Raw genomic sequence first — 24,085 nt, 5'->3', positions numbered from 1 at the left:
GAAGGATTGGAGCCAGGCGGTCCGGAAGAGGGCGCACGCACCGAAAGCGTGCGTGACGCCTTCGCCCGCCTGTACGCCGATGGCCGGGCCTATGCCTCGGCCGAGGCGGACAAGCAGAAGCTGCGGCTCAGCATCGTCGGCGTCGGCATTCGCAATGCCGCGGTGCTGGGAATAGTCGCGCTCATGCTCGCCTTTGCCAGCATCGTGGCGTTGCTGGTCGGTCTTGTCGTGGCCTTGTCCCGCCATCTTGACCCTTTGTGGGCGACGCTGATCGTAACCGGCGGCGGGCTGCTGGTGACGATCCTGCTGCTGCTGATGGCCAAGGGCTGCATCACCCGCATGAAGAAGGCGATCACGCCATGACGCAGGAACTGGCTTATCGAGAGGCCTGCGCCCGCGCCGACTTGGCCCGCGCGCAGATGAAGATCAGCGCAGCGCAAGCGAAGGCGCGGATCGCGCCTGCACTTCTGATTCAGGACGCCAAGGATAAGGCGATCGACGGCGTATCTGGCGCGGTGTCGAGCGCGGTCGCCTTGGGCGCAGCCAAGGCGCAGCAACGCCCCGTTGCCGTTGGAGCAGCCGCTGCCGCGTTCGCGCTTTTTCTGGCGCGGGGGCCGATCACGGCACTTTTCCAACGCTTATACGTTCGTTTCAGGAACACCCCAACAGATATGCCGGAGAATGACCATGGCTGACATTCGTGCCCAAGTGAACCGTGCCCGTGAAGCGGCGAATGACGCCGCCTCGACCGCAACCGACCGCATCCGTGAAACCACGGCCAAGGCACGCGAAGGCGCTGGCGAACTGGTGCAGACCGGCCGCGACAAGGCGGGCATGGCCTATGGCGACGCGCGCGACAAGACGCAGCGCGCCGCAAGCCGCGCCAACCAGATCGTGCAGGACCATCCGGTCGCCGCGGTTGCTGGTGCGATCGCCGTTGGTGCCGTCGTGGCGTGGATGTTCCCCAAGAGCCGCGCGATGATGAAGGCCTTGCCGGGTCTTGCCGTTACCGCCGGATCGCGGGTTGCCGAAGCGGCGCTCGCCGCCCGCGCGGCGGCAGCCGAGGGCGCTGAAACGGTGAAGACCAATGCCGCCCATGCCCTGCACAGCGCGGGCGACGCCGCTTCGCATGCACGCGATAATCTCACTTCGGCCGATCTGTCGGCCAAGGCATCGAAGCTAGCCGATGACGTGACCTCGCTTGTGGCGCACCGTATTGAAGCGCTGGGCGATGCGATCAAGGCGCGGTTGCCCAAAAGCTAATCGCAACGACGTGAAAAGCATGCCAACACGGCTTTAGTCCCCCTTGGATGGGGCGTGCGGCGCTGCTAGGGTCGCCGCCCACCCAAGGGAGATAATAAAACGCCATGAGCAAAATGCATCTGGTGCTGGGCGGTCGCGTAACCGATCCGCAGACGCTCGAATTTCAAGACCTCAGCAAAGTCGACCTGGTCGGCGTGTTTCCCGACTATGCCTCGGCCGAAAAGGCTTGGCGCGGCGCGGCGCAGCGCACGGTGGACGACGCCGAAATGCGTTATGTGATCGTGCATCTGCATCGCCTGCTGGAACCCGAACTGCCCAAGGCGGACTGAAACTGACCATAGCCGTTCCTCGCATGAAACCGGGGAACGGCTATTTTCTAGTAACTAATTAACCGCGCGCGGCCTTTTGCGGAAGCGCCAGCGGAGCAGCGGCCGAGTCAAAGCCAGCCCGGCAAGAAAGCCGCCAATATGCGCGGCGACCGCAATCTGTCCCAGATCGCCCATGCCCCCGGCGGTGGCGAATCCGATCATCAGTTGCAGCGCGATCCAGCCGCCAGCCAGCCAAGCCAACCGCACGATATTGGCCGAAAACGGCCCGATCCGGCGTACCTGTTGCTGGCTATAGAGCAAGGCATAGGTCGCCACGACAGCCGAAATGGCCCCGCTCGCGCCTACCATAGGACCGGTCGAACCCGGATCGATCAGCCACTGCGCCCCGCAAGCCGCATAAGCGCCCACGCCATAAAGCAACAGCGTTGGTCCCTTGCCCAGCACATGTTCAACATGCCGCCCGCAAAAGACGAGCATCAACATATTGAAGCCGACATGCAGCCACCCGGCATGGATGAGCGTGCAGGTGAGCGGCGTTAGCCACCACGGCACCGCCGCCAGTCCAGCCAGCAGGTCGGGATCGCCCACGCGCGCGGGGATGAACCCGCCCAGCACGGCTGCATTGTCGATATGACCCGTCAGATACAGGATCAAGAACACGGCGAAGCTGATCGCCGCGATCCCGTTCGTCATGGGGCCAGCGGGCAATTTCACGGGATCAGATGAACTCGATTTTCTCGACCGAGTAGAATTTGTCGCCCGACGGCACCGACACCTCGACATCTTCGCCGACCGTGCGACCGATAAGCGCGCGTCCCAGCGGGCTGTTGTACGAGATCATGCCCGCCTTGGCGTCCGCCTCGGCCTGACCGACGATCTGATATTTCACCGGCTTGTCATCTTCGTCGAGCAAGGTCACGGTCGCGCCGAACACGATCTTATTGCCTGACAGCGTCGCGGGATCAATGATCTGCGCGCGCGACAGCTTGTCTTCCAGATCGTTGATCGTGGCCTCTACCTGGCCCTGCCGTTCCTTGGCGGCGTGATATTCCGCATTCTCGGACAGGTCGCCATGGGCGCGCGCTTCCTCGATGGCGTCCACGATGAGGGGCCGTTCGGCCTTGAGTTCGCGCAGCTGCGCATTGAGCTTTTCATAGCCCATCTGCAGCATCGGCATCTTCTCAACGGTCGCCATTTTGCAAATCCTTCGTCAAAACTTCCCTTTGGCGGCCCGAACAGCGGGCCGCCCGCAGCATGCTTCCTTGTGCAGGGGATCAGGCGTGCGACAGGGGATAATAGGACTGGAGCGAGCGCACTTCAAGGGGATGCTCCCGCAAAGCCTCGATCGCATCGGCCGCAGCGACGCTGGCGGCCGCCGTGGTGAAGCTGGCGACCTTGCCGCGCAGCGCGCTGGTGCGGATCGCCTTGCTGTCCTTCAGCGACTGCCAGCCCTCGGTCGTGTTGAAGATCAACTGCACGTCGCCATCGGTGATCTTGTCCACAATATGCGGACGCCCCTCGGCCACCTTGTTCACCTTTTCCACCGCGATGCCATGGTCCGCCAGATAATCGGCGGTGCCGCCGGTCGCGATGAGCGTGAAGCCCATATCGGCTAGCTTGCGCGCGGCGGGCAGGATCACGGGCTTGTCGCTATCCTTGAGCGAGATGAACACCGTGCCACTGGTCGGCAGCAGCGTGCCCGCACCGATCTGCGCCTTGGCAAAGGCGGTCGCAAAATTGCTATCGATTCCCATGACTTCGCCGGTGCTCTTCATTTCCGGCGACAGGACGGGATCGACGCCGGGGAAGCGCCCGAACGGGAAGACGGCTTCCTTGACCGCAACATGGTCGATCGCATTGCGGTCGATCTTGGGCAGGTCGCGGATCATCTCGCCCGCCATCACGCGCGCGGCGATCTTGGCGATGGGCGTGCCGATCGCCTTGGCGACGAAGGGCACCGTGCGGCTGGCGCGCGGGTTGACCTCGATCAGATAGACCATGCCATCCTTCACCGCGAACTGGATGTTCATGAGGCCGCGCACCGACAGCGCATGGGCCAATACCTCGGTCTGCCGCTCGATCTCCGCGATGATGTCGTCGGACAGGCTGTAGGGCGGCAGCGAGCAGGCGCTGTCGCCCGAATGAACCCCGGCCTCCTCGATATGCTGCAACACGCCCGCGACCACGACATCCTCGCCATCGCACAGCGCATCGACATCGACCTCGATCGCGTCGCGCAGATATTGGTCGATCAGCACCGGTGATTCGCCCGACACCTGGACGGCGGTGGTGATATATTCCTCCAGCTGCGCCTGCCCGTCGACAATCTCCATCGCCCGGCCGCCCAGCACATAGCTGGGCCGCATCAGCACCGGATAGCCGATGCGGTTGGCAACCGCGATCGCCTCCTCGCGGCTGCGCGCAATCCCGTTGGCAGGCTGGCGCAGCTTGAGCTTGTCGATCAGTGCCGCGAACCGCTCGCGATCTTCGGCCAGGTCGATCGCGTCGGGCGACGTGCCCAGGATCGGGATGCCCGCATCCTCCAGCGCCTGCGCCAGCTTGAGCGGAGTCTGCCCGCCAAACTGCACGATCACGCCCTTGAGCGTGCCATTCGTCATTTCGATGGCCAGGATTTCCAGCACATCCTCGGCGGTCAGCGGCTCGAAATAGAGCCGGTCCGACGTGTCATAGTCGGTCGACACCGTTTCCGGGTTGCAGTTGACCATGATCGTTTCATAGCCAGCCTCCGACAGCGCGAAACAGGCATGGACGCAGCAATAGTCGAACTCGATCCCCTGCCCGATCCGGTTCGGCCCACCGCCCAGAATGACGACCTTTTCCCGATCGGTCGGGGCGGATTCATTCTCCGCCTCACCAAAGATCGGCGCTTCGTAGGTCGAATACATATAGGGCGTCTTGGCCGCGAACTCGGCGGCGCAGGTGTCGATCCGCTTGAACACCGGTCGTACGCCGAGCTTATGGCGCAGCTTGCGCACCTCCGCTTCGGTGACGCCTCCAGTCATCGCCTTGACCGCTTCGTGGATCAGGCCCGACCCGCGCGCAATGCCCCGCTCCATGCCGCGCAGATTGGCGGATTTGAGCGCCAGATAGGCCAGGCGCTTGTCGGAAAAGCCCATCGACTTGAGGTGCCGCATGCCATCGGCATCGCGCGGCAGGCCATTTTCCAGCACCTGCGCTTCGGCCTCGACGATCTCCTTGATCCGTTCCAGGAACCAGGGATCGAACTTGGCGATATTGTGGATCTCCGCGACGGTCAGCCCTTCGCGCAGCGCCTGGGCTGCGACCAGCAACCGGTCGGGCGTCGGCTGCGCCAGGGCAGCGACGATGTCGTCCTTGGGCGCGCCCGCCAGATGATCCACATCGTTGAAGCCGCACAGCCCGGTTTCCAGGCCGCGCAGCGCCTTCTGCATCGATTCATGAATGTTGCGGCCGATCGCCATCACTTCGCCGACCGACTTCATCGCGGTGCCGAGCAGCGGTTCGGCACCCTTGAACTTCTCGAACGCGAAGCGCGGGATCTTGGTGACGACATAGTCGATCGTCGGTTCGAACGAGGCCGGGGTCGCCCCGGTAATGTCATTCTCGATCTCATCGAGCGTATAGCCCACCGCCAGCTTCGCCGCGACCTTGGCGATCGGGAAGCCGGTCGCCTTGGACGCGAGTGCCGACGAGCGCGACACGCGCGGGTTCATCTCGATGACGACCAAGCGGCCATCCTTGGGATTGACCGCGAACTGTACGTTGGAACCACCTGTTTCCACACCGATTTCACGCAGCACCGCAATAGATGCGTTGCGCATGATCTGATATTCCTTGTCGGTCAGCGTCAGCGCCGGGGCGACGGTGATGCTGTCGCCGGTATGGACGCCCATCGGGTCCACATTCTCGATCGAACAGATGATGATGCAATTGTCGTTGCGGTCCCGCACGACCTCCATCTCATATTCTTTCCAACCGAGCAGCGATTCCTCGATCAGCACTTCGGTCGTCGGCGACGCATCCAGCCCGCCGCGCACAATGGTCATGAACTCGTCGCGATTATAGGCGATGCCCCCGCCCGTGCCGCCCATGGTGAAGCTTGGCCGGATGATCGAGGGCAGGCCAGTGAATTCCAGCCCTTCCAGCGCCTCTTCCATCGTATGCGCGATGCGCGAACGCGCCGATTCCAGCCCGATCTTGTCCATCGCATCGCGGAACTTGATCCGGTCCTCGGCCTTGTCGATCGCTTCGGCATCCGCGCCGATCATCTGGACGCCGTACTTCGCCAGCGTCCCGTCGTTGAACAGCGCCAGCGCCGTGTTCAGCGCCGTCTGCCCGCCCATCGTCGGCAAGACCGCATCCGGCCGCTCCTTCTCGATGATCTTCGCCACGATTTCGGGCGTGATCGGCTCGACATAGGTCGCGTCGGCAAATTCCGGGTCGGTCATGATCGTCGCCGGGTTGGAATTGACGAGGATGATGCGATAGCCCTCCTCCTTCAACGCCTTGACCGCCTGCGTGCCCGAATAATCGAACTCGCACGCCTGGCCGATGATGATCGGGCCAGCGCCGATGATGAGGATGGAGGAGATGTCGGTGCGTTTGGGCATTGTTTAGAGTGCTCTCATTGAATAGGTTGATTGCAATGCAATCATGGGAGACGGGCGATGGGTAGCGTTACGATCCGCAACATCGATGATGCCGTTAAGGAAGGCGCCCGATTGTCGGCGGCGAAAAATGGGCGTTCGCTGGAAGCCGAACTGCGAATTTTGCTCGAACAGACTTATGCGCCGACGGCACCCGATGCCGCGCAAATTCGCGATCTGACGGGCGACGACTGGGTTCATGATCTGATTGCGATTGCAGGCGGCGCAGGACTTGAACTGCCGCCTCGGCAAGATCATCCCGCTGATCGCGAGATTTTTGGTGCTGATTGACACGAACGTCTGGAGCGAACTCGCCCGGCCCAGACCGGAGCCCAAGGTGATCGCCTTTCTGGCCGCCAATCGCGCAAATTGCACATTATCCACCATCGTATTAGCAGAAATGGAATATGGCATCGCCAAAGCGATCGACGCCACGCATCGGTCGCGCCTTATCGCCTTCAGAAACCGGATCGAAACACTATTGATCGACCGGATCATAAAGCCCGATGAGGCAACAGCCGTTGTATGGGGACGCCTGAAGGCCGAATTGGAACGCGCCGGACAGATAATCGCAGACATGGACCTGCTGATCGCGTCGCAAGCGATCGCGGCCGGTATACCAGTCGTCACCCGCAACGTATCAGACTTCGCCCGGACAGGTGCCGCCATCATCAACCCTTGGGAGCCATGAGCGCCTGCGCGCGCGAACAATCAATCTCGCACGCCTGGCCGATGATGATCTGACCAATGCCGATGCTGCGGATAATTGAGATCTCGGTGCGTTTAGGCATTAGTTCAGCCTGTTATCGGTCAATGTAGTGCCCACTGGTAAAGCGGCGTTAATGCAGTCGAGCGTCCGTGCATCGGACGAATAATGCCGAAACGTGAAGCCAACGAAGCTATCCGACGCTTCGATAGGTTCATATTTCGACACCCCGCACCTTTTCAAAAGAGCAGGTAATCTTGTAGCAGCATCCGGGACAATGGCCCCTTCAGCATCTGACTGGACACCGGCACTTGCGAACGCCCCAATCATATATTCCACGGAATTCGAGGCAGCGCTGCAACCCGAAGCGACAATAAGTATGGGCGCTGCGAAAGGAATCGCCCGGCTCATCAATGCACCGCCCCCGTCCGAGCCTCGCACCCCCAGCCGTCATACTCAACGCCGCACAATATCTCGATCTGCAGGCATTTCTTGGTCAACGCTTTGATCGACGCCTCATCCACCGCCTGCTCGCATTCCAGGAACAGGAACAGGTCGCCATCCTCATCCTCTTCGCGGTCGAGTTCGACCATGCCGAATTGGCTGGCGATTTCCAGGACGCGGTCGAAATCCTTGTCATTGCCCTTGAAGCTGACGTCCACGGCGCGCGGGATCATCGGCTTGTCGCCATTGGCGGCGAGGTTGGCCAGGACTTCGCGGTCCGCTTCCCATTCGGCGGCGAGGCGGGCTTCATCGACCGGGGGCAGCTTGATGCTCATGCCGCCACCGGCTTTTTCAGGCCATCGACGAACCGCTTGAACAGATAGAAGCTGTCCTGCGGCCCCGGTGAGGCTTCGGGGTGATATTGCACCGAAAAGGCACTCTTGTCAGTCAGTTCGATGCCACAATTGCTACCGTCGAACAGCGACACATGGGTCGTGCGGACATTGGCGGGCAGCGTGTCGGCATCGACCGCAAAGCCATGGTTCATCGACGTGATCTCAACGAGGCCATCGCTCAGCCGCTTGACAGGATGGTTCGCGCCGCGATGGCCCTGATGCATCTTCATCGTCTTGGCACCCACCGCCAGCCCCAGCAATTGATGGCCAAGGCAGATGCCGAAGATCGGCACCTCGCGCGCCAGCAGCGCGGCGATCACCGGCACGGCATAGGCACCGGTCGCGGCCGGATCGCCAGGGCCGTTGGAGAGGAACACGCCATCGGGCGAAAGGTCCATGATCTGCTCGACGCTCGCGGTCGCGGGCAGCACGGTCACGCGCGCCCCGGCCTGCACCAGATTGCGGAAGATGTTGTTCTTCGCGCCATAATCGATCGCCACGACATGCGGCGCGCCTTCGCCCACGGCGTTGAGGCCATAGCCCTTGCCCAGCGTCCAGCCGCCATCCTGCCACAGCCGCGTTTCCTGCCCCGTGACTTCGATGGCGAGGTCCATGCCCTCCAGCCCCGGCCAGCCCGCTGCCTTCGCCGCCAGCCCAGCCAGGTCGAACGCGCCATCGGGATCATGCGCGATCACGACATTAGGCGCGCCCTTTTCGCGGATCATCCGGGTCAGCGCGCGGGTATCGACCCCGGCGAGGCCGATGCGGCCATTATCGGCCATCCACTGGTCGAACGGCATGACATTGCGGAAGTTGGATGGCGCGGTCACATCCTCGCGCACGACGCAGCCCAGCGCATAGGGGCTGGTCGCCTCGACATCGTCCAAATTGGTGCCGACATTGCCGATATGGGGGAAGGTGAAAGTGATGACCTGGCCCGCATAGCTGGGGTCGGTCATGATCTCCTGATAGCCGGTGATCGCGGTGTTGAAGCAGAGTTCGCCGACTGCATCGCCGACCGCGCCGAAACCGCGCCCGAACACGGCACTGCCATCGGCAAAAACCACGACCCCGGTCGCTCCTTTGGGCACGGTAAGGGTCTTGGCGTCAGCCATGAGATCAGCGTCCTTTTTTGCGTTGGCTTTGGAACCCGTCTGATGCGGGTTAAACGGCCGGTCACCTATGCCTGTGCGCGCTTGGGGTCAACGTCTGTTAAAAATCTCTTTTCGCATTATATCTGTCGCTTTCCGCAAAGACACGAGGATTCGCTTCGCCATGATTCGCGAGCAGATAAAGAGCGCCCAGATCACCGCCATGAAAGCAGGCGACAAGGAACGCCTGGCCGCCGTGCGCCTCATCCTGGCCAAGCTCAAGGACCGCGACATCGAACTGCGCACCGCATCGACCGTGCCCGACGATGATGCCACCGTGGTCGAAGTGCTGCAAAAGATGGTCAAGCAGCGCCGCGAATCGATCGAGATGTTCACCAGCGGCGGCCGCGACGAACTGGCGGCCAAGGAACAGGTCGAACTGGACGTCATCGAAAGTTTCCTGCCGACGCAGTTGAGCGAGGACGAGACCAGGGCCGCGATCGACGCGATCAAGGCGGAAGTCGGGGCCGCGAGCCTCAAGGATATGGGCAAGGTCATGGCCGTGCTGAAGGAACGCCACGGCAGCGTGATCGACATGAGCAAGGCCAGCGGCATGGTGAAGGCGGCGCTTTCGTGACACGGTAAAAGCCCCTCCCTTCCTAGGGAAGGGCCACGCGCCTTTCCCCACCTCCGTTCGTTTCGAGCGAAGTCGAGAAACGCGGTAGAGCCAAGGCCAGCGACACCGGAGGCGCGGGACACCACTCGACACGGGCGCGGGTTCAGGCATATTCCGTCAATGGCGTTCTGGACCTATATGCTCAAATGCTCTGACGGCCGCTATTATACGGGCCACACCGATAATCTGGATCATCGAATCGCCCAGCATCATTGCGGCCAGGGCAGCGCCTTCACCCGCGATCGCCGACCGGTGACCCTCGTATGGAGCGAGACGTTCGGAACGCGGATCGAAGCGCTGGAAGCCGAACGCATCGTTGGCGGCTGGTCGCGCGCCAAGAAGGAAGCACTGATCGCCGGGAATTGGTCCTTACTCTCCTACTTCGCCAGACCGCCGAAAGAGCGGGATGTGGGCGATGCATCTCGCACGCCAGATGACTTGGAAAAGCTGCAAGCGCAGTGCGAGCGTGTCTCGACTTCGCTCGACACGAACGGATCTGGTGCGTCTTCGCGGGAAGGGAGATTTTGAGTCTAACCCCCGCCTTTCTCGACGAACTGCGCATGCGCACGTCGCTGTCCACGCTCATCGGCCGCACCATCAAGGTGCAGAAGGCCGGGCGCGAGTATAAGGCCTGCTGTCCGTTCCATAATGAAAAGACGCCCAGTTTCACGATCAACGATGAAAAGGGCTTCTATCATTGTTTCGGGTGCGGGGCGCATGGCGATGCGATCCGCTGGATGACCGACCAGCGCGGCCTGCCCTTCATGGAGGCGGTGAAGGAATTGGCGCAGGCGGCGGGGATGGATGTGCCCGCGCCCGATCCGCGCGCCGCCAAACGCGCCGAAGCGGCCAAAGGCCTGCACGACGCCATGGCCGCCGCGCAGGATTTCTTCGCCGCCCAACTCGACGCGATCGAGGGGGCGGAGGCGCGCGCCTACCTCGGCAAGCGCGGCATCAGCGACGCCACCCGCCGCGCCTTCGGCTTTGGCTATTCGCCCGACAGTCGCGGGCGGCTGCGCACCGCGCTCAAGGAGTTCGGCGATCCAATGCTGGTCGAAGCGGGCCTGCTGATCGATCCCGACGCCGCCGAACCGGACAGTGACCGGGCCAAGAAGCGCGATCCCTATGATCGGTTCCGGGGTCGCCTGATGCTGCCGATCCGCGACATTCGCGGGCGCACGATTGCCTTTGGCGGACGGATATTGGGCCAGGGCGAACCCAAATATCTCAACTCCCCCGACACCCCGCTGTTCGACAAGGGCCGCACCCTCTACAATATCGACCGCGCCTCCCCCGCCAGCCGCCAGACTGGCCGGGTGATCGTGGTCGAAGGCTATATGGATGTGATCGCGCTCGCGCAGGCCGGGTTCGACGATGCCGTCGCCCCCCTCGGCACCGCGCTGACCGAGCATCAGATCGAGCGACTTTGGAAGATGGTCGAGGTGCCTATCCTTTGCTTCGATGGCGATTCGGCGGGGCAGAAAGCCGCCATCCGCGCTGCCACCCGCGCCCTGCCCCTGCTGCGCCCCGGCTACAGCCTAGCCTTCGCCACCCTGCCCCAGGGGCAAGACCCAGACGACCTGCTGCGCGCCAGTGGCCCGGCGGCAATGGACGCGGTGCTGGATGCCGCGCAGCCGCTGGTCGAGCGACTGTGGAGCCATGAACAAGGCTCAGCCCCGCTCGACACGCCGGAGCAGAAGGCCGCGCTCAAGCAGCGCCTGCGCGCGCTGACCGATGCGATCGCGGACCCCGATGTCCGCGCGCATTATGCCCACGCCTTTCGCGAACGCTATGACGCGCTCTTCTTCGCTCGCCCCGCCTTCACCCCCACGGCGCGCGGCTCCGGCGGCGGCAATGGCACCGCCCGCTGGCAACGCGACAAACGCGGCAACTGGAAAGCCCCGATCGGCCCGGCGGGCCATGAGGTCCGCGCCATTGGTGCCAGCGGCATGGAACAGCGGCTTTTGCGCGCGATTCTGGCGGGCCTTTTGCGCCATCCGGACCAGATTGCGCTGCATCGTGAGACGCTGGCGGGCCTGCCGATCGGCGATCCCATCCTCGCCCGGCTGGCCGATTCGATGATTAGTGCATCGCTACGCAAAGAAACTGTTGAAACACAGGGCCTCCTTACCATATTGGGGGCAGGTGAAGTGTATAATATGGCTAAAGGGATGCTCCGGGCCGACACGTTCACACTCACCCCTCACAAGATGACCGCTGACCCGGATCGCCTTGCGCGCGATCTGGAGGAGGCCATTCGGGTGATGGCGCAGGGACCGGAGCTTGAGGCAGCGCTGGCGGAGGCGACACGGCGGTTCAAGAGCGACGTCAGCGAGGAAAATCTCGCTGAGCAACAGCGCTTGCTGGCGCTCAAGGCCGACCATGACCGTCGACTGGCGGAACTGGCGCAGCCCGAAGACATTGTTTGAACGAGCCGTTCCCTCGCGGGGCGGCAAGGTTTGAACGAAACGTCCCTTTGGCGGACGATGCATTGGAATTGATCGCTCCCGCCAGAGGGAGCGGCGGAGTTAAGGCGAATAGATGGCGACCAAGGCGAACAGCAAGAATGCGGCGGGTGCAGGCGATGGTGGGGATGAAGGTGGCGATGCGCCCCTGCTCGACCTCAACGAAGCCTCGGTCAAGAAGCTGCTCGCCCGCGCCAAAAAGCGTGGCTACATCACCTATGACGAGCTGAACAACGCCCTGCCGCAAGACCAGATGTCCTCCGAGCAGATCGAAGATGTCATGTCCGCGCTCAACGACATGGGCGTCAATATCGTCGAAAATGAAGAAGCCAGCGAGGATGGCGAGGACCAGCAGCGCGAGGACGACAACGACGACGCCAATGAGGCGGCCGACGATGACGATGGCTCGCCGCGCCTGGTCACCGAAAAGAAGAAGGAAACGGTCGATCGCACCGACGATCCCGTTCGCATGTATCTGCGCGAAATGGGCGCGGTGGAACTGCTCAGCCGTGAGGGCGAAATCGCCATCGCCAAGCGGATCGAGGCCGGCCGCGACACCATGATCCTGGGTCTGTGCGAAAGCCCGACCACCTTCAACGCGATCATCGAATGGTCGACCGCACTCAACAATGGCGAAATGCAGCTGCGCGAGATTCTCGATCTCGACGCCATGCTGTCGAAAGACCCTGCCCCGGAAAGCCTGGAGGAAGGCGCCGAGGATGATGATGGCGAGATCAGCGAGAAGACCGCTGGTCCCAGCTTCAAGGAAGAAGAAGAGCCGGAGGAGGAATCCGCCGACGCCGATGAGGATGAGGACGGCACCGAACGCCGCACCCGCCGCGTCGAAGAGGAAGAGGAAGAGGACAACACCCTCTCCCTCGCCCAGATGGAAGAGACGCTCAAGCCGATCGCGCTGGAGAAGTTCGCCACCATCACCGAAATCTTCCGCGCCTTTTCGGCCATTCAATCCTCGCGCATGCTCGCCATGGGCACCGGCGAAGTGCTGAGCCAGAAGGATGAGGATGATTATCAGGAGTTGCGCGAAAGCCTGACCGCGCAGGTCGAGAGCGTCCAGTTCCACCAGCAGAAGATCGAATATCTGGTCGATCAGCTTTATGCCTATAACCGGCGCCTGACCGCGCTGGGCGGGCAGATGCTGCGTCTCGCCGAGCGCCACAAGGTCAGCCGCAAGGATTTCCTCGACCGCTACGTCAATTTCGAACTGGACGATGCCTGGCTCGACCGGGTCAGCGGCATCGACAAGAAATGGGCCGCCTTCGCCGCCGCCGAAGCGCGCGCGGTCGAGCGTATCCGCAACGAAGTCAGCGAAATCGCGCAGGCGACCGGCATGTCGCTTGGCGAGTTCCGCCGCATCGTCAACATGGTACAAAAGGGCGAGCGCGAAGCGCGCATCGCCAAGAAGGAAATGGTCGAAGCCAATCTGCGCCTCGTCATCTCGATCGCCAAAAAATACACCAATCGCGGCCTGCAATTTCTGGATCTCATTCAGGAAGGCAATATCGGCCTGATGAAGGCGGTGGATAAGTTCGAATATCGCCGCGGCTACAAGTTCAGCACCTATGCGACCTGGTGGATCCGTCAGGCGATCACGCGTTCGATCGCCGATCAGGCGCGCACGATCCGCATCCCGGTGCACATGATCGAGACGATCAACAAGCTGGTCCGCACCAGCCGCCAGTTCCTGCACGAGCAGGGCCGCGAACCGACCCCGGAAGAGATGGCCGAGCGCCTCTCCATGCCGCTGGAAAAGGTCCGCAAGGTGATGAAGATCGCCAAGGAGCCGATCAGCCTCGAAACGCCGATCGGCGACGAGGAAGATTCGCATCTCGGCGATTTCATCGAGGACAAGAATGCGATCATCCCGGTGGATGCCGCGATCCAGGCGAACCTCAAGGAAACGGTCACCCGCGTCCTCGCCAGCCTAACCCCGCGCGAAGAGCGCGTGTTGCGCATGCGTTTCGGTATCGGCATGAACACCGATCATACGCTGGAGGAAGTCGGCCAGCAGTTCAGCGTGACCCGCGAACGCATCCGTCAGATCGAAGCGAAGGCGCTGCGCAAGCTCAAACACCCTTCGCGCAGCCGCAAGATGCGCAGTTTCCTCGACCAATAATCCGCCGCTTTTCAGCGACATGAAAATGGGCGGCCTGCGGGTCGCCCTTTTTCATGTCGGTGTAAACCGCTTCTTTACCCCCTTTTGCTTAACCTGCGTTGCGAAGCCCGTCGGCGGATCGGGCAAGACAGGAATCCTGGCATGAGTGAAGCGGCACCCAGCTACCAATTTGGCGATATCGCGCGGATATTGGAGGCGCTGGTCGCTGCCGATGGCACCGCAGCGCATAGCTATGCGCTGCGCGCGGGGACTGGCATTGCCCGTGACACGCTGCTGTCGCTCGGCGACCTTGCGGACGCGGCCTATTATCTCTGCCTGCTTCATGGCCGCCATCCCGGCGTCATCGATCATGCCGCCACCCGCTCGGCCGATAATGCCGCGCGCACCTGGCTGATCGAGGCCGCCGACGCCTTCGCTGCCGAACGCGCCTATATCACCCAGGTCACCGTCGCCGCCGGTCCCGTCCCCAGCACCGCTGGTCAGGCCAATTGCGAAACCGCCGTCAGCCAGCAACGCCACGCGCTCGACATGCTCGCCCAGTCCGACCGGCGCGGCTGCGCCATGGGCGCGGCGATGGCGCTGGTGCTCGACTGGCGCGCCGTGCGCCAGGTGCTTGATATCGCCGCCCTGCGCGCGGGTATCGAACCCCATGCCTGCACCCTGCCCGACCGCGCCGCCACGCTCGATGTCGCCCGCGCGATCGGCGGCGACGATGGCGTGGACCGGGCCATCCAGTTCGGCGCACGCCAGTTGCTCAACCAGCATCGCGGCCTGTGGGACTTGCTCGCCGCCCGCGCCGATGTGCGCGCGCGGCAAGACTGAACCCCACCGATACCGCCCACACGGCTTGCGCCCATGCGCCGCTTTGCCTAGTCCCGCCACAGTGACAGGCTAAGCAGGCGGACGATGATGCGTTTTGAAGGCACCCAGGACTACGTCGCCACCGACGATCTGAAGGTCGCGGTTAACGCCGCCGTGCTGCTGCGCCGCCCCTTGCTCGTGAAGGGGGAACCGGGCACCGGCAAGACCGTGCTGGCGCAGGAAATCGCGACCGCACTTGGCGCACCACTGATCGAATGGAACGTCAAATCGACGACCAAGGCGCATCAGGGCCTCTATGAATATGATGCCGTCGCCCGCCTGCGCGATGGCCAACTCGGCGACCCGCGCGTCCATGAAATCTCCAATTATATCCGCAAGGGCAAATTGTGGGAGGCGTTCACGTCCCCCACCCTGCCCGTGCTGCTGATCGACGAAATCGATAAGGCCGACATCGAATTCCCCAACGATCTGTTGCAGGAACTCGATCGCATGGCCTTCCACGTCTATGAAACCGGCGAGACGATCGCCGCCGCCGATCGCCCCGTGGTCATCATCACCTCGAATAATGAGAAGGAACTGCCCGACGCCTTCCTGCGCCGCTGCTTCTTCCATTATATCAAATTTCCTGACCGCCAGACGATGCAGGCGATCGTCGACGTCCATTTCCCCGGCATCCAGAAAATACTGGTCAGCAAGGCCATGGATATTTTCTACGAGATTCGCGACGTGCCGGGCCTCAAGAAAAAGCCTTCGACCAGCGAATTGCTCGACTGGCTCAAGCTGCTGCTGAACGAGGATATGCCGCTCGACGTCCTCCAGAATAGCGACCCGACCAAGGCTATCCCCCCGCTCCACGGCGCGCTGCTCAAGAATGAGCAGGACATCATGCTGTTCGAACGTCTCGCCTTCATGGCGCGGCGTCAGGGCCGGTAACGGCTCACCCCAACGCAGATCCCCATAATCTCGCGCGAATCCGCTTGCACCCGCGCGCATTGTCTGTAGCCTTCCTGTAACTATTCAACGCCGCGCCAAGACGGTCTGGATCAGGAACTGGATGCCAATGCCAAAGCGCGCCCTTTTTCTCTTTACCGCCGCCCTCTGTCTGGCCGCGCCCATTGCCGCGCAAGCCGAAGACGCGCCCGAAGCCTGGACCCCGACGGACAGCAGCATCCGCGCGACCGCCGCCGGGATCAGCCTGCCCCACAGCATCGCCACCCTGTCGCTCACCAAGAGCGGCGAAGCCTCGAACGGCGGTCGCGGTGTGGACAATTATGCGCAATATGTCTCGCAGGACGGCGCGGTGCAGGCGACGCTCTATGTCTATCTGCCCACCTATGCCGACGCCTCACTCGCGGCCCATATGACCGACAAGGCGGTGATGGAGCGGTTCGGCCCCAAGACCCGCCGCACCGCTTATGCCAGCGCGCCTGTCGCGGGCCAGGCCGATCGCGCGATCCGCGCCGTCTATGATGATGCGGCCGATGGCGCGCTCACCACGGCGGCAGGCTTCGTCCATGCCGGCCGCTGGATCGCCAAGATTCGCGTCACCGGCCCCACCGATCGCCGCGCCGAAGTGCTGGCCGGGCTGGACGCCATGCTTGCGCAGATGACACTGGACGATCCGGCCTCGCTGCACGCCACCGCCCCTGCCCGGTTCGACGCCTGCCCCGTCGCTGCCAGCAAGGACGCCCGCCTCACCCGCACGACCGGGTCCGGCGAAGCCGTGCCGCAAGAGGTCCGCATGCCCCGCGAGGGCAAGGACGCGCTCTGCGTGCGCGGCAGCGTCACCACCGCGCAGGGCAGTTACGACATGCTGCAACAGGTCGGCCGCACCGACGGCGCGATCATCGTGCCCGTCGATGACAGCGGCACCGTCCTAGCCTTCGATCCCGCCACCAGCGGTACAGGCTATAAGCTGTCGATCCACATGGTCGGCCAGACCGACCTCTACGGCACCTACGACCGCGTCCCCAGCCCCCGCCAGGTCGCGGCCATCCTCGACGGCGACGATCCCCACACCGCCAAGGCGAGCGCCACCGCCGCCTACACCGCGACCGGCGAGGTGACGCTGGTGCAGGCCAATCAGATGAGGTAACCCACCTCATACAGGCCCCAGCGTCGCCCGCCGAACAGCAGCGGCACGAACACGCTGCGCAGCGCGCGATAGCGGCCTTCGCCCAGATCCTGGCGATAGGTGTAGAGGAAGAAATCGCCCTCGCCGTCCAGTGCGCGGCGGGTCTGGCTGTCCATGAAGATTTGCCGGTTGCGCGCATGTTCCATATTCCAGTCATGCGCGCCGGGCCGCTGCGGCTGGCTACGCGCACTGATATGGGTCGGCAGATAGCCGTTCATGTCGATCAGGCAGCAGCCCACGATCGCGCTGTCCTGCGCCGTGTGCCGGTCCAGCGCCGGGCGCAGCATCGCGTCGGCAAAGGCGGTAAAGCCGGTCTGATATTGTGCCGGGTCCGACCCCGCGACGCGGCGATAATCGACATCAAATAGCTGCGCCATGTCGATATGTCCGTCGGCCAGCCCCTGCTCGATCAGCGCGCCGATCTCCTCCGCGCCCTCCTCAGCCAGTGCGATATAGCGGCTGTTGCGCGTGCGCTGCGGGCCGTGCGCCGCGCTGTTGAGCATGGCATTGGCCATAGACTCCAGCCCTTCGAGCTGCACCCGCGCCTCGTCCGCCCGCGCCGCGCTTTCGCTGGCCGACTGGCGGAACGTCGCCAGCCCGTGGCGCAGCGCCGCGACGTCACCATCGGCCGCATCGGTGCAGGCGACGATCGTCTCGGATCGCTCGCCAAATTGCGTCACCAGCGATGCGATTTCGGCCATGCTCAGCCGCAGCCGGTCGATATGGGTACCGACCCCGCGCCCGCGCACGATATTGGCTTCGACGCCGCCGATCAGTTGACGCGCATCGCGATCGAGCTGGTGCAGCGTGTCGCCGACCGACGCGGCCGATTCCCCAGCCTGTCCCGCCAGCCGCCGGATTTCGTCCGCCACAACGGCAAAGCCCTGCGTCGCTGCGCCCCCGCGCGCCGCCTCGATCGCGGCATTGACGCCGAGCAACCGCGTCTGCCGCGCGATCGCACCCAGTTCGTCGGACACATCGCCGACCGCCTCGATCACACTGAGAAATTGGCGCAAATGCCCCTCCAGCCCGGTGACATGCTCGACCAGACCCGTCAGCTCACCGATCGAAAGGGTGATGACATCATGCCCCTCGGCCAGGATCTGCCCGGCCCGCCGCGCGGTCAGACGCAATTCCTGCGCCGCCGTCACGCTTTCGCCATGGCTGGCCGCCAGCGCATCCATATTCGCCTGCAAATCGGTCAGTTGCGCGGCATCGCCTTGGATACGGTGATTGAGCGCGCCCAGAAACCCGGCCGTTTCGCTGCATTGCAATGCAATGTCGCCCGACCTTTCGCCCAAATCGGCCAATAAATCCCCGTTTTTCAAGCGCGCCCCGCAGCATCAATTATATCTGGATAGTGACGCATTAACCCTGCACTGCAACACTTAATATTGTGCTGCCGTTATGATCGCGCGACCGGCTTGCATCGGCGCGCGCCCTGTCCGACAAGCCTTCCCATGTTGCTCAACTTTCTCGACGCCCTGCGCGCGGCAGGCATTCCCGCCAGCATCAAGGAGCATCTGCTGCTCCTCGAAGCGCTCGACCGCGATGTCATCGCCCGCCGCCCGGAGGATTTCTATTATCTCGCCCGTGCGACCTATGTGAAGGATAAGGGCCTGCTCGACCGCTTCGACCAGGTCTTCGCGCAGGTGTTCAAGGGCGTGTTCAGCGCGGAAGGCGTCGAGGCCGACATCCCCGAAGAATGGCTCCGCCTCGTCGCGGAAAAATATCTGAGCGCGGAAGAGATGGAGAAGATCAAGTCGCTGGGTGACTGGGACGAGATCATGGACACGCTCAAGAAGCGGTTGGAGGAGCAGAAGGGGCGGCATCAGGGCGGCAATAAATGGGTCGGCACCGGCGGCACCTCGCCCTTCGGCCATGGCGGCTATAATCCCGAAGGCGTCCGCATCGGCGGGGAATCGCGCCACAAGCGCGCGATCAAGGTCTGGGAAAAGCGCGACTTCGCCAATCTCGACAACACCAAGGAACTGGGCACCCGCAACATCAAGGTCGCGCTTCGCCGCCTGCGCCGTTTCGCGCGCGAGGGCGCAGCCGACGAACTCGACCTCGACGAAACCATCCGCGGCACCGCGCGCCAGGGCTGGCTCGACATCCGCATGCGCCCCGAACGGCATAATGCGGTCAAGCTGCTGCTCTTCCTCGACGTCGGCGGATCGATGGACCCGTTCGTCACGCTGTGCGAAGAATTATTCTCCGCCGCGACCGGCGAATTCAAGAATCTGGAATTTTTCTACTTCCACAATTGCCTCTATGAAGGCGTGTGGAAGGACAACCGCCGCCGCTTCGCCGAGCGCACGCCGACCTGGGACATTCTCCACAAATATGGCCATGATTATAAAGTGATCTTCGTCGGCGACGCGGCGATGAGCCCCTATGAAATCAGCCATCCGGGTGGATCGGTCGAACATATGAACGAGGAATCCGGCGCGGTCTGGCTCGAACGTGTCGCCCACACCTACCCCGCGACCGTCTGGCTCAACCCCACGCCGCAGGCCCATTGGGGCTATAGCCAGTCCACCCGCCTGATCCGCGACCTGATGAACGACCGCATGTATCCGCTGACAATCGAGGGGATAGACGAAGCGATGCGGGAATTGACGCGGAAGCGGTAGATTGATCCATATCGGATAGGTTTCGGTGCTGCGCGACAGTTGGCATCGAAACGGTCCAGACTCTCGTTGTTACGTTAGCGATATGGGACCAGCCTTTGTCTTGCCATAACAGGTGGGAGAAGACTCATGCGTGCCGTCTATATTATTCCTGCACTTGCTCTTTCCTTTCCAGCGGTCGCGCTGGCGCAAGATAATGAATGTACCGCACAAGAGGCTGCGATCAACGAAATCACCGCGTTGTTCGCCAAAGATCAGGAAAACATAACCAGCCGATCTGAAAGCATCAAAAATGATGCAGGCAAGGCCGAAATATCCGGCACCGTCGACATAAAGATGGTCGAGCAGAAATTGATTTTCGATATCCCGACTGTCGTGATGAAGACGAAAGCGATGTCGCTCGACCTGCCACAGGTAACGATGAATTTGCGGGCGATGTCGTGGGATGAGCCCGTAATTACGATGGTAGCAAAGAAGGTAGGTCAGTACCCCGAATTTCGCTGCAGCGGAGGCTGGATTCCCAAGTGCAAGGTGGAGTGGAGTGATATCATCGCCCACGTCCCGGTCACGACGATGCAGCGACGCGAAATCAAAATGCATATTCCCGAAACGAAAATGGACCGCACCGACTTCAAATTGGATATTCCCGAAATTCACTCCGACCGGAAGGAATGGTTCGTAAAAATCCCCGAAGTCACGCTGCGCAATTTCGTAGTTGAAGCAGAAAAGCTCAAGTCGCGCGGCGACGAACTCGGCTCTGACGCCATGGCGCTGGCGGCTCGTCAAAAGGAAACAGCCGCTCAACGCACAGCCGCTTTGTTCGAATGTCATCTCGCGACGTTGCAGGAAAAACGCGCTCAGGTTGCCGGCACGTTCGAAACGGCGCTGAACACGCTTGATAGCAGCATTGAAACAATGCGCAAAAATGGGGCTGATCCCAGCAAGGTAGTCACAAATGATAGCGCGACCCCAATGAACTTGCTGGCGAGCAGGTCCGACCTGATCGCAAAACGGGATGCCGCCCTTGCGCAGATCGACAGCGCCGTCACGGCCATGCAAAAGGACGAGAAACTGACGGTCGAAAAGACAATTGCCTGAAGCGGCAGGCGGTCTCGTTCCCAAAAGGACGAGACCGCCCCTTTACGCCTTGAACACCACCCCACCCGTCATCGGCTCCGGCACCCCCGTCGTCCCCGGAAAGCTGATCGGCAGCCCCAGCATCGACCGCACCGCCATATAGGCAAAGCCCTGCGCCTCCAGCGCGTCGCCGTCCCAACCCAACCCATCGACCGGCACCACGTTCAACCCCGTCCGCGCCCGCAGCATCGCCATCAAGGTGGCATTATGCCGCCCGCCACCCGCGACGTGGATGCAGGCGGGGCGTAGCGCCAGATGGTCGATCGCCCGCGCCACTGCCGCAGCCGAAAAAGCGGTCAGCGTCGCCGCGCCATCCTCCAGGCTCAGGCCCAGCACCGCGTCGATCGAGAACGCTTCCCTGTCGATGCTCTTGGGCGGTGGCAAATCGAACCAGGGATCGGCCAGCATCGCCGCCAGCCGCGCCTCGTCCACTTGGCCAAGCGCCGCCACCGCGCCGCCTTCGTCATAAGCCGCATCGCCCTGCGCTTGCATCCAATTGTCGATCAGCCCGCTCGCCATGCCGGTGTCGAACGCGACCAGACTGCCATCCACCCCGATCGCGGTGATGTTCGCCACCCCGCCCAGGTTGAGGATCGCGGTGGGTTTCGCCAGTCTTTCCGCCAGCGCGCGATGATAGACCGGCATCAGCGGCGCGCCCTGCCCGCCCGCCGCCACATCGGCGCTGCGCAGGTCGCCCACCACCGTAATGCCGAACGCACCCGCAAGCGCGGCCCCGTCGCCAATCTGCCAGGTCCAGCCCCGATCGGGCCGATGCGCCACGGTATGGCCATGAAAGCCGATCACGCCGATATCCTGCGCCACATGCCCGCTGCGCCCCAGCAGGTCGGCGACCGCCTCGACATGCAATTCGGTCAGTTCGCCCTCGACCGACGCGATCAGCGGCTCGAACCCCGGCGCATTCATCGCCATCGCCCGCGTGCAGCTTTCCGCCAGCCGCACGCGAAACCCATCCTCATACGCCTTGGCGTGAAAGGCGACCGGCGTCACCGCCCCCGCCCCATCCGTCTCGATCAGCGCCGCGTCGATCCCGTCGCGCGACGTCCCGGACATCAGGCCAATTGCCAACATTCATTGAACTCCGTTCGCCCTGAGCCTGTCGAAGGGCCGTTCTGAAACAAGAAAGGGGCTTCGACAAGCTCAGCCCGAACGGATGAGGGACTTTTCGCCACGCATCGCCAATGCTACAGGCGCGGCCCATGAGCAACTATCAGTCCGATCTTCTGCGCCTGCTCGAAGCGCGCGGCTACATCTACCAGATAACCGACGCGGCGGGCCTCGACGCCATGGCTGCCAGCCAGGTGGTGCCGGGCTATATCGGTTTCGATCCCACCGCCCCCTCGCTCCATGTCGGCAGCCTGGTGCAGATCATGATGCTGCGGCGGATGCAGCAGGCGGGGCATAAGCCGATCGTGCTGATGGGCGGTGGCACCGGCAAGATCGGCGATCCCTCGCTGCGCGACGAAGCCCGCTCGCTGCTGACCAACGAAAAGATCGCGGAGAATGTCGCGAGCATCAAGCGCGTATTCGAACGCTTCCTGACCTTTGGCGATGGCCCGACCGACGCGGTGATGGTCGACAATGCCGACTGGCTCGACAAACTCGAATATATCCCCTTCCTGCGCGACATCGGCCAGCATTTCTCGGTCAACCGGATGCTCAGCTTCGATTCGGTCAAGCTGCGGCTCGACCGCGAACAATCGCTTAGCTTCCTCGAATTCAATTACATGATCCTGCAGGCCTACGACTTTCTGGAATTGTCGCGCCGTGCATCCTGTCGCCTGCAAATGGGCGGGTCGGACCAGTGGGGCAATATCGTCAACGGCATCGAACTCGCTCGCCGGGTCGATGGCACCCAGGTCTTCGGCCTTACCTCCCCGCTCATCACCACGGCGGACGGCGGCAAGATGGGCAAGACCGCCAAAGGCGCGGTGTGGCTCAATGCCGATGCGCTCTCGCCCTACGACTATTGGCAATTCTGGCGCAACACGCAGGATGCCGATGTCGGCCGCTTCATGCGCCTGTTCACCGACCTGCCGCTCGAAGAGATTGCCGAACTCGAACGGCTTGGCGGCGCGGAAATCAACCATGCCAAGAAGCTGCTGGCCGATGCCGCGACCGCCATGGCCCATGGCACGGACGCCGCCACCGCCGCCGCCGACACCGCGCGCAAGACGTTCGAGGAAGGCGCATCCGACGCCAACCTGCCGACCGTCAGCCTCGGCACCGACGGCCTGACCGTCGTTCAGGCGACCGCTGGCCTCGGCTTTGCGCCATCGAACAAGGAAGTCCGGCGCAAGCTGGCCGAAGGCGCGATTCGCGTGAATGGCCAGGTCGTGACCGATCCGGCCATGACGCTGAATGCAGGCGACAAAGTGAGTTTCGGCGCGAAAAAGCACGGCATGATCATCGCCTGACGGGGAATAGAGTCTTAGGCCGACATTAACGCTTTCTGGCAGGACGTCGTTCACATCTAGACGGGCAGGCTGCGGCCATGTCCTCGCTATTCGCCCATCTCGACCATGTCCAACGCTCGCGCGATCCCGCCGTGGATCAGCGCCGGGCGCGCCGCGATCTCGTTGACCTGGTCAGCCACGTCACCGCCGGGCACCACGCCCATAGCGTGCGGATAATCAACCTCTCGCCGCTCGGCCTCATGTGCCGCAGCGACGAGAGGGTATCCGTTGGCGAGCGCGTAACCGTGTGGCTCCCGCTGGTGCAGGACATGCCCGCCGACATTCGCTGGGTCGAAGATGGCCGGATCGGCATGGAGTTCATCGAGCCGATCAAGCCGCGCATCTATGACGCGCTGATGGCGCTCATCCCGCCGCGTCGGACGGCCTGGTAAAAGGCACCATCGCCGCCCCCTCCGCCGTCTCGATCCGCTGCCGCCCGCGCACCAGCGCTTCGGGCATCTCGGTCCGCAAAAAGTCCAGCATCGCCTCGCGCACGTCGCAGCGCAGGTCGAACGCCACCCCGGCATTGCGCGCGGACAGCAAGCAGCGCAGTTCCAGCGCGTCGGCACGATGGTCGGTCACCTGCAACAGCACGACCCGCTTGTCCCAGCGCGCATTGGCGGTCGTCACTTCCACCAGCTTTGCGCGGATGCGCGCCACATCGGCAGTCGGATCGACATAGAGGAACACCGTGCCCAGCAAGTCGGACGTCTTGGTCGTCCAATTCTGAAACGGC

24 protein-coding genes and 1 pseudogene are annotated in these 24,085 nt (G+C 62.9%); 17 read left to right on the top strand and 8 right to left on the bottom strand.

The features are described from left to right. Positions 1-6: 6 nt before the first annotated feature. From IL54_RS04255 to IL54_RS04240, 4 genes are all read left to right on the top strand, one after another. Positions 7-363: a phage holin family protein gene (locus tag IL54_RS04255; protein WP_052027753.1), complete on the top strand. Its 357-nt coding sequence runs from the start codon at positions 7-9 to the stop codon at positions 361-363. Further along, positions 360-695 (top strand): hypothetical protein, encoded by a 336-nt coding sequence (locus IL54_RS04250; protein WP_037473497.1) that lies wholly within the window; start codon positions 360-362, stop codon positions 693-695. Before IL54_RS04255 ends, IL54_RS04250 begins: the two co-directional genes overlap by 4 nt. After that, complete coding sequence (locus tag IL54_RS04245; RefSeq protein WP_037477789.1) at positions 688-1,263, top strand: DUF883 family protein; 576 nt, start codon at positions 688-690, stop codon at positions 1,261-1,263. Before IL54_RS04250 ends, IL54_RS04245 begins: the two co-directional genes overlap by 8 nt. Positions 1,264-1,367: 104 nt before the next feature. Beyond that, positions 1,368-1,592 carry a DUF4170 domain-containing protein gene (locus tag IL54_RS04240; protein ID WP_037473495.1) on the top strand — a complete coding sequence of 75 codons (225 nt, stop codon included), beginning with the start codon at positions 1,368-1,370 and terminating at the stop codon, positions 1,590-1,592. Between the two features lie 54 nt (positions 1,593-1,646). On the opposite strand, the gene IL54_RS04235 is transcribed toward IL54_RS04240, so the two are convergent. The 3 genes from IL54_RS04235 to carB form a co-directional block, all read right to left on the bottom strand. Beyond that, the gene (locus IL54_RS04235; protein WP_037473494.1) at positions 1,647-2,285 is read right to left on the bottom strand and encodes a rhomboid family intramembrane serine protease; all 639 of its coding nucleotides are present in this window, start codon (positions 2,283-2,285) and stop codon (positions 1,647-1,649) included. Between the two features lie 25 nt (positions 2,286-2,310). Next, positions 2,311-2,787 (bottom strand): transcription elongation factor GreA, encoded by a 477-nt coding sequence (gene greA, locus IL54_RS04230; RefSeq protein ID WP_037473492.1) that lies wholly within the window; start codon positions 2,785-2,787, stop codon positions 2,311-2,313. Between the two features lie 79 nt (positions 2,788-2,866). Continuing rightward, the gene (carB, locus tag IL54_RS04225) at positions 2,867-6,202 is read right to left on the bottom strand and encodes a carbamoyl-phosphate synthase large subunit (RefSeq protein WP_037473491.1); all 3,336 of its coding nucleotides are present in this window, start codon (positions 6,200-6,202) and stop codon (positions 2,867-2,869) included. A 57-nt stretch (positions 6,203-6,259) separates the two neighbouring features. Here carB and IL54_RS24580 point away from each other — a divergent pair, with 57 nt between their 5' ends. Both IL54_RS24580 and IL54_RS04215 read left to right on the top strand, forming a co-directional pair. After that, positions 6,260-6,529 (top strand): FitA-like ribbon-helix-helix domain-containing protein, encoded by a 270-nt coding sequence (locus IL54_RS24580; protein WP_037473490.1) that lies wholly within the window; start codon positions 6,260-6,262, stop codon positions 6,527-6,529. Next, the gene (locus IL54_RS04215; protein WP_162182203.1) at positions 6,471-6,929 is read left to right on the top strand and encodes a PIN domain-containing protein; all 459 of its coding nucleotides are present in this window, start codon (positions 6,471-6,473) and stop codon (positions 6,927-6,929) included. The genes IL54_RS24580 and IL54_RS04215 overlap by 59 nt, the downstream gene beginning before the upstream one ends. A 425-nt stretch (positions 6,930-7,354) precedes the next feature. Here the strand turns inward: IL54_RS04215 and IL54_RS04210 are convergent, their stop codons facing one another. Both IL54_RS04210 and carA read right to left on the bottom strand, forming a co-directional pair. Further along, entirely contained in the window at positions 7,355-7,723 is a 369-nt protein-coding gene (locus IL54_RS04210; RefSeq protein ID WP_037473487.1) for a ribonuclease E inhibitor RraB, read from the bottom strand. Continuing rightward, positions 7,720-8,898: a glutamine-hydrolyzing carbamoyl-phosphate synthase small subunit gene (gene carA / locus IL54_RS04205; RefSeq protein WP_037473486.1), complete on the bottom strand. Its 1,179-nt coding sequence runs from the start codon at positions 8,896-8,898 to the stop codon at positions 7,720-7,722. The genes IL54_RS04210 and carA overlap by 4 nt, the downstream gene beginning before the upstream one ends. 160 nt (positions 8,899-9,058) lie before the next feature. On the opposite strand from carA, the gene IL54_RS04200 reads away from it, so the two are divergent. The 7 genes from IL54_RS04200 to IL54_RS04170 all read left to right on the top strand — a co-directional run bounded on the left by IL54_RS04200 (position 9,059) and on the right by IL54_RS04170 (position 17,066). Next, on the top strand, positions 9,059-9,511 hold the full coding sequence (locus IL54_RS04200) for a GatB/YqeY domain-containing protein (RefSeq protein WP_037473484.1): 453 nt from the start codon (positions 9,059-9,061) through the stop codon (positions 9,509-9,511). Between the two features lie 159 nt (positions 9,512-9,670). Further along, positions 9,671-10,078, top strand: a complete 408-nt coding sequence (locus IL54_RS04195) for a GIY-YIG nuclease family protein (protein WP_037473482.1) — start codon at positions 9,671-9,673, stop codon at positions 10,076-10,078. Further along, positions 10,075-11,979 (top strand): DNA primase, encoded by a 1,905-nt coding sequence (gene dnaG, locus IL54_RS04190; protein WP_037473481.1) that lies wholly within the window; start codon positions 10,075-10,077, stop codon positions 11,977-11,979. Before IL54_RS04195 ends, dnaG begins: the two co-directional genes overlap by 4 nt. Positions 11,980-12,091: 112 nt before the next feature. Continuing rightward, positions 12,092-14,149 carry an RNA polymerase sigma factor RpoD gene (gene rpoD / locus IL54_RS04185; RefSeq protein ID WP_037473480.1) on the top strand — a complete coding sequence of 686 codons (2,058 nt, stop codon included), beginning with the start codon at positions 12,092-12,094 and terminating at the stop codon, positions 14,147-14,149. A 141-nt stretch (positions 14,150-14,290) separates the two neighbouring features. Next, positions 14,291-14,971, top strand: coding sequence for a DUF6975 family protein (locus IL54_RS04180; protein ID WP_037473479.1), 681 nt, complete (start codon positions 14,291-14,293; stop codon positions 14,969-14,971). A gap of 87 nt (positions 14,972-15,058) precedes the next feature. Beyond that, positions 15,059-15,904 carry an AAA family ATPase gene (locus tag IL54_RS04175; RefSeq protein ID WP_037477788.1) on the top strand — a complete coding sequence of 282 codons (846 nt, stop codon included), beginning with the start codon at positions 15,059-15,061 and terminating at the stop codon, positions 15,902-15,904. 127 nt (positions 15,905-16,031) lie between these two features. Next, positions 16,032-17,066: a hypothetical protein gene (locus tag IL54_RS04170; RefSeq protein ID WP_037473477.1), complete on the top strand. Its 1,035-nt coding sequence runs from the start codon at positions 16,032-16,034 to the stop codon at positions 17,064-17,066. On the opposite strand, the gene IL54_RS04165 is transcribed toward IL54_RS04170, so the two are convergent. Then, entirely contained in the window at positions 17,054-18,433 is a 1,380-nt protein-coding gene (locus IL54_RS04165) for a methyl-accepting chemotaxis protein (RefSeq protein ID WP_037473475.1), read from the bottom strand. The genes IL54_RS04170 and IL54_RS04165 overlap by 13 nt on opposite strands. A 132-nt stretch (positions 18,434-18,565) precedes the next feature. Here IL54_RS04165 and IL54_RS04160 point away from each other — a divergent pair, with 132 nt between their 5' ends. Together IL54_RS04160 and IL54_RS04155 are read left to right on the top strand one after the other, a co-directional pair. After that, positions 18,566-19,741, top strand: a complete 1,176-nt coding sequence (locus IL54_RS04160) for a vWA domain-containing protein (RefSeq protein ID WP_037473474.1) — start codon at positions 18,566-18,568, stop codon at positions 19,739-19,741. Positions 19,742-19,867: 126 nt separating this feature from the next. Continuing rightward, positions 19,868-20,836, top strand: a complete 969-nt coding sequence (locus IL54_RS04155) for a hypothetical protein (RefSeq protein WP_037473472.1) — start codon at positions 19,868-19,870, stop codon at positions 20,834-20,836. 42 nt (positions 20,837-20,878) lie between these two features. On the opposite strand, the gene IL54_RS04150 is transcribed toward IL54_RS04155, so the two are convergent. Beyond that, positions 20,879-21,964: an anhydro-N-acetylmuramic acid kinase gene (locus IL54_RS04150; protein ID WP_037473471.1), complete on the bottom strand. Its 1,086-nt coding sequence runs from the start codon at positions 21,962-21,964 to the stop codon at positions 20,879-20,881. A gap of 128 nt (positions 21,965-22,092) precedes the next feature. On the opposite strand from IL54_RS04150, the gene tyrS reads away from it, so the two are divergent. Together tyrS and IL54_RS04140 are read left to right on the top strand one after the other, a co-directional pair. Beyond that, positions 22,093-23,310, top strand: coding sequence for a tyrosine--tRNA ligase (tyrS, locus tag IL54_RS04145; protein ID WP_037473470.1), 1,218 nt, complete (start codon positions 22,093-22,095; stop codon positions 23,308-23,310). Between the two features lie 77 nt (positions 23,311-23,387). Continuing rightward, positions 23,388-23,741 (top strand): PilZ domain-containing protein, encoded by a 354-nt coding sequence (locus tag IL54_RS04140; RefSeq protein ID WP_037473468.1) that lies wholly within the window; start codon positions 23,388-23,390, stop codon positions 23,739-23,741. On the opposite strand, the pseudogene IL54_RS04135 reads toward IL54_RS04140, so the two are convergent. Beyond that, positions 23,713-24,085: pseudogene (locus IL54_RS04135) on the bottom strand (mechanosensitive ion channel family protein); the annotation flags it as partial. The gene IL54_RS04140 and the pseudogene IL54_RS04135 sit on opposite strands and share 29 nt — an antisense overlap.

The sequence above is a fragment of the Sphingobium sp. ba1 genome (assembly GCF_000743655.1).
In the GTDB taxonomy this organism is placed as follows: Bacteria; Pseudomonadota; Alphaproteobacteria; order Sphingomonadales; family Sphingomonadaceae; genus Sphingobium.
This window is presented reverse-complemented; position numbering and strand designations above follow the sequence as displayed.

Excerpts from the sequence above, each read along its gene's own strand:
- IL54_RS04250 (WP_037473497.1), top strand. The coding sequence starts at position 360 with ATGACGCAGGAACTGGCTTATCGAGAGGCCTGCGCCCGCGCCGACTTG.
- IL54_RS04245 (WP_037477789.1), top strand. The coding sequence starts at position 688 with ATGGCTGACATTCGTGCCCAAGTGAACCGTGCCCGTGAAGCGGCGAAT.
- IL54_RS04240 (WP_037473495.1), top strand. The coding sequence starts at position 1,368 with ATGAGCAAAATGCATCTGGTGCTGGGCGGTCGCGTAACCGATCCGCAG.
- IL54_RS04235 (WP_037473494.1), bottom strand. The coding sequence starts at position 2,285 with ATGACGAACGGGATCGCGGCGATCAGCTTCGCCGTGTTCTTGATCCTG.
- greA (WP_037473492.1), bottom strand. The coding sequence starts at position 2,787 with ATGGCGACCGTTGAGAAGATGCCGATGCTGCAGATGGGCTATGAAAAG.
- carB (WP_037473491.1), bottom strand. The coding sequence starts at position 6,202 with ATGCCCAAACGCACCGACATCTCCTCCATCCTCATCATCGGCGCTGGC.
- IL54_RS24580 (WP_037473490.1), top strand. The coding sequence starts at position 6,260 with ATGGGTAGCGTTACGATCCGCAACATCGATGATGCCGTTAAGGAAGGC.
- IL54_RS04210 (WP_037473487.1), bottom strand. The coding sequence starts at position 7,723 with ATGAGCATCAAGCTGCCCCCGGTCGATGAAGCCCGCCTCGCCGCCGAA.
- carA (WP_037473486.1), bottom strand. The coding sequence starts at position 8,898 with ATGGCTGACGCCAAGACCCTTACCGTGCCCAAAGGAGCGACCGGGGTC.
- IL54_RS04200 (WP_037473484.1), top strand. The coding sequence starts at position 9,059 with ATGATTCGCGAGCAGATAAAGAGCGCCCAGATCACCGCCATGAAAGCA.
- IL54_RS04195 (WP_037473482.1), top strand. The coding sequence starts at position 9,671 with ATGGCGTTCTGGACCTATATGCTCAAATGCTCTGACGGCCGCTATTAT.
- rpoD (WP_037473480.1), top strand. The coding sequence starts at position 12,092 with ATGGCGACCAAGGCGAACAGCAAGAATGCGGCGGGTGCAGGCGATGGT.
- IL54_RS04180 (WP_037473479.1), top strand. The coding sequence starts at position 14,291 with ATGAGTGAAGCGGCACCCAGCTACCAATTTGGCGATATCGCGCGGATA.
- IL54_RS04175 (WP_037477788.1), top strand. The coding sequence starts at position 15,059 with ATGCGTTTTGAAGGCACCCAGGACTACGTCGCCACCGACGATCTGAAG.
- IL54_RS04170 (WP_037473477.1), top strand. The coding sequence starts at position 16,032 with ATGCCAAAGCGCGCCCTTTTTCTCTTTACCGCCGCCCTCTGTCTGGCC.
- IL54_RS04160 (WP_037473474.1), top strand. The coding sequence starts at position 18,566 with ATGTTGCTCAACTTTCTCGACGCCCTGCGCGCGGCAGGCATTCCCGCC.
- IL54_RS04155 (WP_037473472.1), top strand. The coding sequence starts at position 19,868 with ATGCGTGCCGTCTATATTATTCCTGCACTTGCTCTTTCCTTTCCAGCG.
- IL54_RS04150 (WP_037473471.1), bottom strand. The coding sequence starts at position 21,964 with ATGTTGGCAATTGGCCTGATGTCCGGGACGTCGCGCGACGGGATCGAC.
- tyrS (WP_037473470.1), top strand. The coding sequence starts at position 22,093 with ATGAGCAACTATCAGTCCGATCTTCTGCGCCTGCTCGAAGCGCGCGGC.
- IL54_RS04140 (WP_037473468.1), top strand. The coding sequence starts at position 23,388 with ATGTCCTCGCTATTCGCCCATCTCGACCATGTCCAACGCTCGCGCGAT.